This is a genomic window from Pseudoalteromonas sp. Z9A6 (assembly GCF_011378805.1).
GTDB lineage: Bacteria > Pseudomonadota > Gammaproteobacteria > Enterobacterales > Alteromonadaceae > Pseudoalteromonas > Pseudoalteromonas distincta.
On the sequence record NZ_WTKZ01000072.1, the window covers coordinates 1 to 13,215 of the forward strand.

The 13,215-nt window shown below is 38.0% G+C and carries 13 protein-coding genes, 1 pseudogene and 1 riboswitch; of the genes and pseudogenes, 7 read left to right on the forward strand and 7 right to left on the reverse strand.

Going from position 1 to position 13,215, the window contains the following annotated elements; genetic code table 11:
• Nucleotides 1-290: 290 nt before the first annotated feature.
• Entirely contained in the window at nt 291-1,085 is a 795-nt protein-coding gene (locus GQR53_RS18345; protein ID WP_165744874.1) for a YggN family protein, read from the reverse strand.
• 387 nt (nt 1,086-1,472) lie between these two features.
• On the opposite strand from GQR53_RS18345, the gene GQR53_RS18350 reads away from it, so the two are divergent.
• Nucleotides 1,473-1,658, forward strand: a complete 186-nt coding sequence (locus GQR53_RS18350) for a hypothetical protein (RefSeq protein WP_007579801.1) — start codon at nt 1,473-1,475, stop codon at nt 1,656-1,658.
• A gap of 118 nt (nt 1,659-1,776) precedes the next feature.
• On the opposite strand, the gene GQR53_RS18355 is transcribed toward GQR53_RS18350, so the two are convergent.
• From GQR53_RS18355 to GQR53_RS18365, 3 genes are all read right to left on the reverse strand, one after another.
• Nucleotides 1,777-2,274, reverse strand: coding sequence for a glutathione peroxidase (locus GQR53_RS18355; protein ID WP_165744875.1), 498 nt, complete (start codon nt 2,272-2,274; stop codon nt 1,777-1,779).
• Between the two features lie 73 nt (nt 2,275-2,347).
• Nucleotides 2,348-2,647, reverse strand: a complete 300-nt coding sequence (locus GQR53_RS18360; protein WP_165744876.1) for an AzlD domain-containing protein — start codon at nt 2,645-2,647, stop codon at nt 2,348-2,350.
• Nucleotides 2,644-3,348, reverse strand: a complete 705-nt coding sequence (locus GQR53_RS18365) for an AzlC family ABC transporter permease (protein ID WP_165744877.1) — start codon at nt 3,346-3,348, stop codon at nt 2,644-2,646. The genes GQR53_RS18360 and GQR53_RS18365 overlap by 4 nt, the downstream gene beginning before the upstream one ends.
• A gap of 107 nt (nt 3,349-3,455) precedes the next feature.
• Here GQR53_RS18365 and GQR53_RS18370 point away from each other — a divergent pair, with 107 nt between their 5' ends.
• The 4 genes from GQR53_RS18370 (at nt 3,456) to GQR53_RS18385 (ending at nt 7,620) form a co-directional block, all read left to right on the forward strand.
• Complete coding sequence (locus GQR53_RS18370) at nt 3,456-4,112, forward strand: cytochrome b/b6 domain-containing protein (protein WP_165744878.1); 657 nt, start codon at nt 3,456-3,458, stop codon at nt 4,110-4,112.
• An 88-nt stretch (nt 4,113-4,200) separates the two neighbouring features.
• A riboswitch (cyclic di-GMP riboswitch) is annotated at nt 4,201-4,288 on the forward strand.
• 96 nt (nt 4,289-4,384) lie between these two features.
• Nucleotides 4,385-4,948: a chitin-binding protein gene (locus GQR53_RS18375; RefSeq protein ID WP_165744879.1), complete on the forward strand. Its 564-nt coding sequence runs from the start codon at nt 4,385-4,387 to the stop codon at nt 4,946-4,948.
• Between the two features lie 137 nt (nt 4,949-5,085).
• Nucleotides 5,086-7,161: a S9 family peptidase gene (locus GQR53_RS18380; protein WP_165744880.1), complete on the forward strand. Its 2,076-nt coding sequence runs from the start codon at nt 5,086-5,088 to the stop codon at nt 7,159-7,161.
• 60 nt (nt 7,162-7,221) lie between these two features.
• Nucleotides 7,222-7,620: a hypothetical protein gene (locus GQR53_RS18385; protein WP_165744881.1), complete on the forward strand. Its 399-nt coding sequence runs from the start codon at nt 7,222-7,224 to the stop codon at nt 7,618-7,620.
• Between the two features lie 22 nt (nt 7,621-7,642).
• Here the strand turns inward: GQR53_RS18385 and GQR53_RS18390 are convergent, their stop codons facing one another.
• Nucleotides 7,643-8,395 (reverse strand): LytTR family DNA-binding domain-containing protein, encoded by a 753-nt coding sequence (locus tag GQR53_RS18390; RefSeq protein ID WP_165744882.1) that lies wholly within the window; start codon nt 8,393-8,395, stop codon nt 7,643-7,645.
• 238 nt (nt 8,396-8,633) lie between these two features.
• Here GQR53_RS18390 and GQR53_RS18395 point away from each other — a divergent pair, with 238 nt between their 5' ends.
• Nucleotides 8,634-11,576: a TonB-dependent receptor gene (locus GQR53_RS18395; protein ID WP_165744883.1), complete on the forward strand. Its 2,943-nt coding sequence runs from the start codon at nt 8,634-8,636 to the stop codon at nt 11,574-11,576.
• 285 nt (nt 11,577-11,861) lie between these two features.
• Here the strand turns inward: GQR53_RS18395 and GQR53_RS18400 are convergent, their stop codons facing one another.
• Nucleotides 11,862-12,335: a Dps family protein gene (locus GQR53_RS18400; protein WP_165744884.1), complete on the reverse strand. Its 474-nt coding sequence runs from the start codon at nt 12,333-12,335 to the stop codon at nt 11,862-11,864.
• A 335-nt stretch (nt 12,336-12,670) separates the two neighbouring features.
• On the opposite strand from GQR53_RS18400, the gene GQR53_RS18405 reads away from it, so the two are divergent.
• Nucleotides 12,671-12,880 (forward strand): hypothetical protein, encoded by a 210-nt coding sequence (locus GQR53_RS18405; RefSeq protein ID WP_007579816.1) that lies wholly within the window; start codon nt 12,671-12,673, stop codon nt 12,878-12,880.
• On the opposite strand, the pseudogene GQR53_RS21520 reads toward GQR53_RS18405, so the two are convergent.
• A pseudogene (locus GQR53_RS21520) lies at nt 12,877-13,215 on the reverse strand (cob(I)alamin adenolsyltransferase); the annotation flags it as partial. The gene GQR53_RS18405 and the pseudogene GQR53_RS21520 sit on opposite strands and share 4 nt — an antisense overlap.

Here is a 13,215-nt window from a genome sequence, read left to right on the forward strand (position 1 = left end):
ATCAGCTGCCTGATATATTCATTTCAGATGAGGCTGAATAGTTACAAAAGTAATACCAATCTGCTTATATATGGGGTCTATTTAACGTTAAGAAAATTACGCTAGAGCTAGGCAAAAGTTTTTGTATCTAGTTGTTCTAAATAAAAAATTTTAACGAAGTTATAGTGCAATTTAATTCGTTAAACTGATCAAAGATTTATGCAGGTTGGTATAAGTTTGCGAAACATAAAAAAGCAGCATTTAAGTAAACTTAAATGCTGCCAAAGGGATGTTAAATAACGTTTGCTGTACTAATTCTGTTTAAAACTAAATAACTGGTAACCTTCAAGCTCAGGCACTTGCATTACTAATTGCTCTTCTTGTTTTGCTATATCAGCAAAGCTTCCACATAAAGAGTTAGCACGTTCTTCAAGTGCGCTTGCATGTAGCTCTACTTTCTCTTCTATTTGTGCACCCATATTTTCCATACGTTGTTCAAAGGCATCCATATCACCGCCTGAACCAAGTAACTCAGAACCTAAAGCTACTAAAATACTGCCCATTGATTGCATCACTGCTGATTCAACCGCTGTTTCTATCTGCTGCTCAAATTGTTGTTCAAAGTTTTCGCCAAATTGATTAAAACTTTGTTGGCCCATTACAAATGTACCTTGTTGGTAAAATGTGTTTTCTACTTCGATTTTAATGTCATCCATAAGCTCTGACATATTATCAAGGCCGTCAATATTAAATGCATTGCCTACTTCTTCTAATGCCACACCGGCAATTTTAACGCCTTCTAGCGCTATATTAGCTACTTCAGGTAATTGTGTGCGTAAACTATCAGAGTACTTGGTTAGCGCTTCGCGTTGTGAGTTATTAAGTGCTACAAATTCGCCATTTACAGTTAAGTCACCATGGGTATTAAACTGCATGGTTTTATTGTTGACGGTAAAAATTTCCAATTCGTTTGGCTTAATGCGCACATCATTTTTAAATTCGACGTTACATTCATCATTACTAAATGAAATTGCAGAATCGTTATCGTTATGAGCCATAGCGGCTGGTGAACAAATTAATGCGCTAACTAATAGTAATTTTTTCATGTTTGTTCTCTACTTTTTGTTGATGACGATTAATTAATAACAAGTTTGATGCCAGTTTTATTTTTTAATATAAAACATATGCTTAACTGTTTTTGTTTGTTTTTTAGTAAATGAAATTAATTAATAAATAACTATTTTTTAGTCAAATTGGCTAACTAATAAAAATTAATAAATTTTATTTATCGATACGATAAAAAACTCTCACTTTCCTCAATTCAAATTTAGCGCTATTTATTCACATTACTGACATGAAGACTATTTACAGTAGTCACGTGGCTTTATTTTGATGTTAATTTGCACGGCATTTTGACGTTAAACATTTTAATTTTACCGACTATTGCGATAATAAAATCCTTGGTTGGTCTCAAACACTTTATGGAGTGGGTTGTGGGTAAGACATTTAGTTACGATGCGCTAGATGACGATTTTGTTGAAGACGAGTACGAAATGCTCGGCCGTAATCAACACGATAAGAACAAGCAAAAGGTTAAAAAGAAGTTGGAAGACTACCTTGAGCAAAAACGCTTGCGTAAAAATCTAGGCGAAGACGATTTAAGCGATTACACCGATTAAATTTCACTAGTATAAATAAAATACCAATTAATATTGAGAGTTTAAATGTGCAGTTATGTGTATGTTTAAGTTTCAATAGTATTGGCAATAAAGAGGCCTTGCGCCTCTTTATTACTTTTTAAAGCGTGCTTTTAGCCTGTGCCAAAGCTTGTTGAATTGTAAGTTCTAGCTTTTCGGGTTTAGTAAAAGGTGCATAACGTTTAATTGGCGTGCCATCTGCGGCAATTAAAAATTTAGTAAAATTCCACTTTATTTTACGTGTTAAAAAACCAGGTAAAGCCGATTTTAAAAAACGAAAGACTGGGTGAGCATGCTTACCGTTTACATCTACTTTGGCCGCCATTAAAAAACTCACACCAAAATTAATCAAACATCCTTGCTCTATTTGTGTAGCGTCGCCGGGTTCTTGCTGACCAAATTGATTACACGGAAACCCTAAAATAACTAAACCTTGGCTGGCATATTTATTATGCAAAGCTTGAAGCGACTCGTATTGGTAGGTAAATCCACATTTACTTGCGGTATTAACAATAAGCACAACCTTACCTTCAAAATCACTAAAGTTAATAGGTTGACCCTGCAAGCTTGTTGCGCTTAATTGATGGAATTTGTGCATATTGGCGTCTTTTTTATTATTGTTATTGGTATTTTAACCTGAGTACAGTATTTCATAAAGTATAAAGAGCGCTCTAATTTAAAATCAGAAATAGCCCCATACCGGCAAGCGTTGTGTAATAAATATTATGTGTTTTATAGGCAACAATGATGGCGACTATCGCTGCGCTTAAATAAGGGTTTTGCCAGTTTAAGTTAATGCCACCTTCATTCAAAAACACGATAGGCACCCAAATTGCTGTAAGCACCGCAGGTGCGCTAAAGCTTAAAAGTTGCTGCATTTTAGGACCTACTTTAAACGGTAAAGCGCGGTGTAAAAATAAATAACGCGTAAAAAATGTAATGCACGCCATGAGTAAAATAGTTGTCATCATAGCGTTGCTTCCTTTTTAACGGTTAGCCTTGCTGTGCTATAACCTGCGGCCATTGCCAGCAGCGCTGAGCAAACAAGCCATAACTCAAATCCGGTACTTTTTAAAAGCGTTGCGCTAACGCCTGCTACAATTACCGTAACGAGTGAGGCCAAATTTTTGATTCCCGGAATAACCAACGCGATAAACGTGGCAGCAATCGCAAAGTCGAGCCCTAAATTAGTTAAGTCGGGCAGCATTGTGCCCGCTACAATGCCAATTAACGTCCAAATGTTCCATGCAATATAAAAGCTAAAACCAGCGCTCAATGCGTATATTAAGCGTGTTTTTGTTCTATATGCTTTTCGATGATGAGAAAACGCAAACAGCTCGTCGGTTAAAACAAAGCTCACCGGTAAGCGCCAACGCATAGGTTGATCAATGACCTTATGACGCACAGCTAAACCGTATAAAAAGTGCCGAGAGCTAATAATAAATGTTGTGAATAAAATTGTGAGCAATGGTGTGTTGCCCGCCATAAGTTCAATCGCAACAAGCTGTGCAGAGCCTGCAAATACTAATAACGACATTGCTTGGGTTTCAAAGGCGCTAAAACCATTTTGAATCGCTAAAGAGCCGCATAAAATACCCCAAGGAACAACGGCTAAACACAGTGGTAGCATATCTAAAAAGCCTTTTAAAATAGCTTTTTTAACTGGTTGCATGATATTTACTCTCACGGCTTGTAGAATGGCTCATAAGGATACCTTAATATTATGATGTTAAAGTAGTTAACAAATTAAATAATACTGTTTTTTTAAGGATAGGCACAATGACGACGTTAAAAGTGTGGGATGGGTTTATTAGATGCTTTCATTGGTTTTTGGTTGTAAGTATTGCAGTGCTTTATTTTAGTATTGAAGAGGGTATGATTGAGCTTCACTTTGTTGCAGGTTTTTTTACTTTAGCACTTATAGTAACACGTTTAATTTGGGGTGTTATTGGTAGTAAAACCGCAAGGTTAAGTGCGTTACTACATTCTCCTAAATCTATTTTAAAGGCATTAAAAACACCAAGCGACTCGTTAGGCCATTCGGCACCCGGTAGCTGTATGGTGATAGTGTTTTTTATATTAATTATAACGCAACTTGCAAGTGGCTTAATGAGCAGTGATGGTATTTTAACTGACGGGCCGCTTGCTCAATATGTGTCTAGCGATACGATTGATTTTGCCAATTGGCTACATGAGCTGAATTTTGACATTTTACTCTATGCTATTGGCTTGCATGTATTAGCTATTATTGTTTATAGAATAAAAGGCAAACCGCTAGTTAAGGCGATGATCACAGGCTCAAAAGAGTTAAAAGCGGATGACTCTGAGGCTAAAGTAACTAAAGCGTCTTGGCCTGCGTGGTTAATATTTATATCTTTATTGGTGTTGCTGGTATTTACGTGGGCGAAAGAGCCTTTAACTTATTTGTTTAGTTAAAAATACATTAAACCAACCTTAAAGGGTTGGTTTTTGTTTTTGGTTGCATTCTTTTGTTTGATTGTTATGCGGGGTCGAATTATAATCGCCGCATTGCTGGCAAACTAGCCGAAAGGTTAGGACGCAAAGTTTCCGGTCTAAGGCTTTTTAAAAGCTATGGTAGCGGGACTACTGCATAATGTGTTGTTATGTATCACTTGCCCTCAGTGTATTTTTTGTGTATCCATAGTGTATGGATAAGATTTTGTAACTCTTAAGGTGTTGCCGTGTTTATGCATACGTCGTTGGCCTGTGGAAAGTGGTCAACAATAGGTTGCTTAAATCATCATACCCAATTATTTATTGGTGATGTGGTGAGTGTAATCTTTTACGACATGCAAGGAGAGCTGGTTAGTTTATCATTTGATTACAAGATCACCTCGCTTGAGCAAGGTGAGCCTCACGCATGGCCACGTTTAGTTGCCGAGCATATTAATGTGCATGTTCCTCTGGTTAGCGCAGGTAAAATGACCGAACAGGGTTTAATTGTAGCCTATAGAAATAATGAAATTTTTGCTTTGCAAAGCAGTGGTATATGTAAAGCACACGTCGACTTTCATTGTATTGCAAAATGCGATGAGCGTGTTGTTAAGAACCTTGATACTTATGATTACGTGTACCCTGAAAATTGTGAAAACTATAATGCGGGTACAAAGGTATTGCAGCCAAAAACTGGGCATGTATATCAATGCAGGCCTTGGCCATTTAATGAGTTTTGCCGCACGAATGACGATAATAAGTCTATGTTCGAACCTGGTGTAGGGCAAAGCTGGGCTATGGCATGGCAGCAAATATAAAGCTTAAATTATCTTCCCAAAGGTATAGCGGTTTTAGTAATGAAGCGTTTACCGTTTTAGCCCATCCAACTATTGGGTGGGCTTTTTTATTTTTATGATAAACTGCAAATCACATTATTTTTTTAATTGGTTTTGTTGTGTCTCGTCCTGTCTACTCTTTAAGTTTATTACCTAATTTCCCGATTGCTAAACAGCAAGCCCATACATTAAGTACTCATAATAAGATACGTACCGATAATTACTATTGGATGCGTGATGACGATCGCCAGGATGAGCAAGTACTTGCGCATTTACATGCTGAAAATGCGTACTGCGATGAACAGTTAGCTGCTATGAAGCCACTACAAAATACACTTTTTGAAGAGTTAAAAGCACGCATTGTAAAAGATGATAATTCGGTACCCGTTAAAGATGGGAAATACTGGTATCACTCAGAAGTTCGTGGTGATGATGAATACTCGCGTCACTATAGAAGTACGAGTATAAAGGCCGATAATAAAGAGCTTTTACTCGATGTGAATGTCTTAGCTGAAGGATTTGAGTTTTTTGAGCTGGGCGAAGTCGCACTAAGTCCATGCGAGCAGCTTATGGCTTACTCTGAAGATACTGAAGGTCGTCGTATTTATAATGTTCGCTTTAAAAGCTTAGCGACCGGTGAAATGCTACCTGATGTACTTGAAAATACAGAAGGACAAGTTGTTTGGGCTAACGACAATAAAACTGTTTTTTATGTAAAAAAAGATTTAAAAACGCTATTAGGATACCAAGTATTTAGGCATGAGCTTGGCTGCGAGCAAAGCCAAGACGTAATGGTCTACGAAGAGCAAGACAGCAGCTTTTTTATGGGGCTTGGTAAAAGCCGCGATGAAAGCTTAATTATTATTGATTTAGCATCGACAGAGACCAATGATACATGGGTGCTTGATGCTAATAAGCCCACTGGCGAATTTAAAGCATTAATGCCGCGTGAAGATGGCCACGAGTTTGACGTAGATAAGCTAGGTGACACATTTTATATTGTGACTAACTGGCAAGCTAAAAACTTTAGATTAATGACGGCAACAAACGAAACAATTGCTGATAAAACACAATGGGTTGAGCATACAGCTCACAGAGAGAATGTACTGCTTGAAGGTGTAGAGTTATTTAATGACTTTTTAGTATTGAGTGAACGCGAGCAAGGGCAAGCTCGATTTGTAGTTGTTAATAGGCAAGGGGATCGTATGGCACTTGAGTTTGCCGATCCTTGTTATTATGCTGCAATAGCAATGAACCCAGAGCCAGACACAGGCACTGCGCGTATTTATTACTCAAGTTTAACAACACCAGGTTCTTTATATGATGTTGATTTAGCAACTGGCGAAAAAACACTACTTAAACAGCAAAAAGTACTCGGTAGTTTTAATGCCGATGACTATCAGTCTGAGCGATTAATGGTAACTGCTCGCGACGGAGTTAAAGTACCCGTATCAGTTGTTTATCGAAAAGACAGCTTTAAAAAAGATGGCTCAAATCCGTTATTTCAATACGGTTATGGTGCGTATGGCTATACGATTGATCCAAGTTTTTCAAGTTCATCGCTGAGCTTGCTCGATCGTGGTTTTGTTTATGTAATAGCACATGTTCGAGGCTCTGAAATGCTAGGTCGCGAGTGGTACGAACAAGGTAAAAAAGAGCATAAACAAAATAGCTTTAGTGACTTTACTGATGTGACAAAAGCGCTTGTTGCACAAGGCTATTGTGATAGCAGCAAGGTGTTTGCCTCAGGCGGCAGTGCTGGTGGTTTATTAATGGGGGCGGTTGTAAACCAAGCACCAGAGTTATATTGCGGTGTTGGCTGTCATGTACCATTTTTAGACGTATTAACCACGATGCTTGATGAAAGTATTCCGCTCACAACAAATGAATACGATGAATGGGGTAATCCAAATGAGCCTCAGTTTTATGATGTAATTGAAGCTTATTCGCCGTATGACAATATTCGCGCCCAAAACTATCCGAACATACTCGTTACTACCGGTCTTCATGACTCACAAGTGCAGTATTGGGAGCCTATGAAGTGGGTTGCAAAAATGCGTGAACTTAAGACTGATAGTAATATTTTAGTATTTAAAACCGATATGGATGCAGGGCACGGTGGTGCATCAGGTCGCTTTAAAAGTTTAGAGGAAAAAGCACTCGAAATGGCCTTTTTTATTGCTTTATTAAATTAACTGCAAAATCGGAAAATTGTATTATCCTATATATAGAAGTTGATATATGTAAGGCGATTTATGTTTGGTGCACATGGTGAATTTCAAATTTGTTCACAGCCCCCTCAGATGTATTTAGAATTGAAAGGGAGCTTTAATAATGAAGGCATTACGCTGTTAACTAATGGAGTTGTTCAGGAGTTGAGCACTCACCCTGAAAATACGATTAAGTTTATGGTTGTTAATTTAAAAGAGTTTGAGCTGTTAACTTTGGATGGCCTCGATTCATTAGAGGCCTATTTTGCCGGTGTAAAAGAACGTGGCTATCAACGAGTTGACTATATAAACATTAATATCATAGCTAAAAATATGTTTGAAAAAGTATGGAAAAATAGCGATGTAGAAGTTAATTTTTATAAAGATACCGACAGCTATTTATTAGTGCACCCAAATGACAGTTATATAAAACAGAACTGGTAATTAATATGAGTATTATAAACCGCTATTGAAGAGGGCTTATAATACTCTCTAAACACCCTTTATAGCGCCGTGAAAGGATTAAACACATATCGTTTTTCAGTCTTACTCTATAATCGCAACTGTCAGTAGGCATCAGTTCGCAAATAGCTTGTTTTCTTACCAGCGTAGAGCGATGAATGCGAACAAATCCTTCAGGTTCTAGTTGTTGTTCAATATTTTTCATGGTTTCGCGATGTAGTACCGGCGTATTACCTTGGGTAAAATGCAGCTCTACATAGTTGCCCGCGCCATTAATCCAAATAATATCATTTATATCAATTAGCCTTACCTTACCTACATCTTTAACCACAATGTGTGATGATGGCTTTGCAGCTTGTGTGCTTTGCTGGTATTGGCGTTCGGCCACACTTGCAATCGGGCAAAGGTGAATCAGCTTATCAAAGCATTTATCAATACGTGATGCAGTTGAATCTAATATTAAAAAATCTACAGCGCCAACTTCAAAGGCAAAACTCGCAAAATGTCCCGATTGAGCAATAATGACTAACTTCAGCTTTTTAGCAAGCTCTGTTAAATGCACTATTTGCATCGGGTCAGCTAGGTTGGTTAGTTCGTAAAACAGTACATTGTATTGATCTGTGTCTATTTGATCTAATCTATTTGTTTGAAGAAAAGATTGAGATTCAAAGTGCCGGTGATCTTGCACGCGCTTTGTTAAAAATGTTGCAAACTTAGTGTTACTAACAAAAGTTAATGCATGAAAAGAAGCGATCATTATTTTATATCTCTTGCTGTATATAATAATAAAGACCGTGCTTAGCGGAAAAACTGTTATGAAAAGTACAATATATTTATAAAATAATTGTGACGTACTAATTCATCCCATAAAAGCTGCTATTCGTACCAAAGACTACGCCTCATAAATAATGCCCGTAGAGTGTTTAAATAAATCCCCTTACTGTAATCCGCGAAGTAACCATTTAGTTACAAAAATAACAATTCAGGGGAATTATATGGCATTAACTAACAAAGGTAGCGCGCGATTATTTAAAAAATCGTCGTTAACAGTTGCGCTAAGCAGCGCGATACTTGCAAGCTTTTCATTTCAAGGTGTGGCTGCAGAAGATGACGAAATAACTAAAATAGAACGCGTACAAGTTACAGGTTCTCGTATTCGTTCAGCTGAGGCAATGTCATCGGCTCCTATTCAAGTTGTAGATAGTGCTGCTATTGATGCATCAGGGTCGTTAAATATTCAAGACTTATTATTAGAGAACCCTGCATTTGGTACACCAGCTATTAGCCGTACTAACTCAAACTTTAATACCGCAAGTGCGGGTGTTGCTACTGTTGATTTACGTAATTTAGGCTCTAACCGCACATTGGTTTTAGTGAATGGTCGTCGTTATGTATCAGGTGTACCAGGTAGCTCTGCTGTCGATTTAAATACTATTCCGAGTCAATTCATCGAACGTGTTGAAATTATGACAGGTGGTGCTTCATCTGTTTATGGTTCTGACGCTGTTGCTGGTGTAGTTTACTTTGTACTAAAAGATGATTTTGAAGGTATTGAATTCGAAGGCCAATATGGTGAATCAAGCGAAGGCGATGATGAATCACGCCAATTTAACTTTACCTCAGGCTTATCAAGCTCAGATGGTAAAGGGCACGCGATGTTCCATCTTGGGTATTCTGATCAAGGTGCTGTTTTTTCACGTGACCGTGACCGCTCGGCAGTAGACCAATTTTCAGGTATCTTCTTTGAAGATGATCCAGTAGCAAACCCGGGCTCTGTATTTGATGCTGTAAGCCCATTTTTATCTTCATTTCCGCCACAGGGTCGCTTTAGCGCTGGGGATGAAACATTTACGTTTAATGATGCAAACACCCTACAAAACTCGTTTAGTACTAACGGTGGCGATGGCGTAGCTGCAAATGGTTTTAACCGAAGTGGCGTACGTACGATAGCGATACCTACAGAACGTTACTTATTTGCCTCAAATGGTAGCTACGAGCTAAGCGACAAGCATAGCTTTTTTTATGAAGGTACTTACGCTGCAACAACAACCGTTTCTGAATTAGAGCCATTTCCTTTTGCCTCTGACGACATCTATGCAAATGGCCAAGTACCAATTGAATTTAATGTAAACGGTGAAATATTGCGTAACGCATTTGTACCTGATGATATATATAACGCAGCAACCGACACCGACGGTGATGGTATGCGTGATATCTTTTTTGCAAAGCGCTTAAGTGATATCGGTAACCGTGGAGCACGAGCTGAGCGTGATACATTCCGTTTAGCACTAGGCTTTCAAGGTGAAATAGCAGATGGTTGGTTCTACGATACTTACTATGTATACGGTAAAACAAAAGAGCAGCAAGTTTCTGGTGGTTTAGTTAACGTACAAAGCTTTCGTCAAGGTTTAGAAGCTGTTATCGATAGCCAAGATTTAGATGGCGATGGTATTACTGATGAGGCTATTTGTATCGATGCGACAGCACGTGGCTTTAACTGTGCGCCGGTAGACATTTACGGTTTCAATTCGCTATCGCAAGGTGCTATTGATTTTGTAAGTGCACCTAGCTCACTTTCAACGTCGGTTGAGCAAGAAATCATTGGTGGTAATATTTCAGGTGATTTATTTTATTTACCGGCAGGTACGGTAGGTATCGCTGCTGGTTTTGAATACCGTGAAGAGTTCTCACGTAGTGAGTTTGATGCTCTACAGCAAGCTGGCCTTAATGCGGGTAATGCAATTCCAGCAACAGAAGGCTCGTTTGATGTAACTGAATATTATGTAGAAGCAAACATCCCCGTGCTTGATTCTGTAACAATGAATGCAGCAGTTCGTTTGTCTGACTACTCAACAGTAGGCAATACCGAAAGTTGGAACGTGGGTGTAGATTGGGAAGTAATGGATAGCTTACGTTTACGTGCTACCCGTGCACGTTCAACACGTGCTCCAAATATCGATGAACTATTTTCTCCACCTTCACAAACTTTCCCAAGTGGTTTAAACGATCCATGTTTAGGTGTTACTAATAGTGGCGGTGGTGCTGCAGGTGATGCTTGTCGTACAGATGTTGGTGTTACAACTAATATCGCCTCAAATGGCGAGTTCACGCTTAACCAGTCTGACTTACAAGGTATTAGTGGTTTTAACCGTGGCAATCAAGATTTAAAAGATGAAGTTGGTGACTCTGTAACAGTAGGTTTAGTATTTACACCAGAAAATCTAATATCAGGCCTAGACATTACGCTTGATTACTTTGATATCGAAATTACAGATGCAATCGTATCAACACCTCGTCAGTTTATTCTTGACCAATGTTATGGTGGTGGCGATACAAGCTTTTGTGACTTTGTAACTCGTCGTAGTGCGCCATCAGGTAATAATAGTGCTGGTTCACTAGAGTTTATTGACAGTGGTGTATCTAATAGTGGTGGTTTAGGTACAGAAGGTGTTGATTTAACACTAACGTACTCTACTGATATTGGCCCAGGTGCGTTTAGAACTCGCCTTGCTTATACTTACCTAATCGATGGTTATAGCATTCCACTTCTTGGCGCTGATAAAGATGAGTTTGCTAGAGAAATTGGTGCATCAGAGCATAAAGCTAACTGGAACTTTGGTTATAAACTTAACGACTTTGATTTTAACTGGAGCTTAACTTACATTGGCGCTGCAGACTTTGATGATCAATTCTTAAGTGGTTTTGGTATTGCTCCAGGTGGAGTAGGGATTGGTTCAGTGACATATCATGATGTTCAAGCAAGTTACCATATCAGCGATTCAACAGAGCTTTACGCTGGTGCGAGTAACTTATTTGATAAAGAGCCACCACGAATTTTATCGGGTGTAAGTGGTTCAAGCACGGGTACTGAAACGGATGCAGGTACGTATGACCCAATTGGGCAATCATCCTACATTGGTTTTAGAAGTAAATTCTAACCAACAATAACGATACTAACTATAGTTACTTAATTAGTTACGTTCACAAAGCCTCAGTATTGCTGGGGCTTTTTTATTGGAAAAAATAATGCGGCAGTAATTTTTTATACATCGTTTATCCCAATATATAAGTATTGTGCCCACTTAAACCAAAAACAACGCCACTGGTAACAGGGGCGTTGTTTAGTATGGGGAGGAGGCTAATATAGTAACCGAATCGCTTGGTTATTTAACGATTTATCCCTATTTGTGCCCTCTTCATTGAGGGTTTTTTTTTGCTTAACTTTAGTCTAAGTAAGCTTTTAACATCCAAACCAGCTTTTCTTGCTCTGAGATGTAATCACTCATTAGTGAGGCTGTACCTTCATCGTCTGCATCACCAGCTTGAGTTAAAATTTCACGCTGCATGTGAATTAATGTACTGTAACCAGCAAGTAGGTTCTCTACGGCTGTAACGCCATCACTAATACCTTTAGCTTCTTTAATTTTACTTACTTCAAGGTAATCAGAAAATGCATGTAGAGGTGCGCCATCTAACGTTAAAATACGTTCTGCAACTTCATCTACTTTTAGAAGTAATAAGTTATAAATTTCTTCAAACTTAACATGTAGTTCAAAAAAGTTACGGCCTTTAATATTCCAGTGAAAACCACGCGCATTCATGTACTGAATTTGGTAGCTGCTTAATAGCGTATTGAGTGATTTTACAATGTCATCACTTTTAGCACTGTTTAGACCTATTGCGTTTACCTGTGACATAACTTGCTCCTTGAATAACCGTTGATTTGTGAACTTGTGATAAGTATTACTAATTTCGATAAATTAGTAAATTCGTTTAAATGTATCTAGTTAATAGTTTTAACCTATTAGCTGTTTTTGATACCTGTATTCACTTTAGACTATTAATAGAAATGGGACTGATTAATAAAAATACTACCCCTCAAAAATAAATAAAACTCAAAAGTATATAAATCATGATCTAAAACAAATTTTATTCAAGGTAATAGCTTAGGTATTTTTTTATTGATGTAGGTCAAAAATCATTCATCCTAACGGCGCATAATAATATTGTCGAAATAATTAGGAGAGATAACATGCATGCAAAAACAGCAAAACAAAATAAAGCAGAGTTAATTGTGGTAGGAATTGCAGTCATCGCATTTGTGCTTGGGTTAGTAGCGCACTTAGCGGGTGCAAGCTTTGCGAACTCAGATTTTTTTGGCTACATTGCGGCGCCGATTCCACTTATATTGGCAGTGGTATTTTTAATTAGTTATAAAATAGCAGCCAATGCTGAGGATTAATCTTTCTCGTTTAAGCACTTTAAAATGTAATCGAGTACTTGGCGCGAGTAAATCATACTGGTATGGCTTAAATGAAACACTTTGTGTTCGGCCATACCTTTAAGTTTGGTTTCATCTAGTAATACGGTGCCATCTGACTGGCTACCTTTGACTATTAAAGGCATAAGCCCAATAGGTAAATCGCCTGCGATACTATAAAGCTTAGCTTTAAAAGGCCAATTACCATTTTTAGTAAGCAAAAACTCAACACTATTTTTTAAAAATGATTCAAACCCTTTTTGCTTCATTTTTTGCGCTATATGGCTGCCTTTATGTGGAGTACCCAGTGTAATTAC

Coding starts and splice junctions, on each gene's coding strand:
- GQR53_RS18375 (WP_165744879.1), top strand. CDS start 4,385: ATGCATACGTCGTTGGCCTGTGGAAAGTGGTCAACAATAGGTTGCTTA.
- GQR53_RS18365 (WP_165744877.1), bottom strand. CDS start 3,348: ATGCAACCAGTTAAAAAAGCTATTTTAAAAGGCTTTTTAGATATGCTA.
- GQR53_RS18355 (WP_165744875.1), bottom strand. CDS start 2,274: ATGCACAAATTCCATCAATTAAGCGCAACAAGCTTGCAGGGTCAACCT.
- GQR53_RS18385 (WP_165744881.1), top strand. CDS start 7,222: ATGTTTGGTGCACATGGTGAATTTCAAATTTGTTCACAGCCCCCTCAG.
- GQR53_RS18405 (WP_007579816.1), top strand. CDS start 12,671: ATGCATGCAAAAACAGCAAAACAAAATAAAGCAGAGTTAATTGTGGTA.
- GQR53_RS18370 (WP_165744878.1), top strand. CDS start 3,456: ATGACGACGTTAAAAGTGTGGGATGGGTTTATTAGATGCTTTCATTGG.
- GQR53_RS18390 (WP_165744882.1), bottom strand. CDS start 8,395: ATGATCGCTTCTTTTCATGCATTAACTTTTGTTAGTAACACTAAGTTT.
- GQR53_RS18345 (WP_165744874.1), bottom strand. CDS start 1,085: ATGAAAAAATTACTATTAGTTAGCGCATTAATTTGTTCACCAGCCGCT.
- GQR53_RS18395 (WP_165744883.1), top strand. CDS start 8,634: ATGGCATTAACTAACAAAGGTAGCGCGCGATTATTTAAAAAATCGTCG.
- GQR53_RS18400 (WP_165744884.1), bottom strand. CDS start 12,335: ATGTCACAGGTAAACGCAATAGGTCTAAACAGTGCTAAAAGTGATGAC.
- GQR53_RS18360 (WP_165744876.1), bottom strand. CDS start 2,647: ATGATGACAACTATTTTACTCATGGCGTGCATTACATTTTTTACGCGT.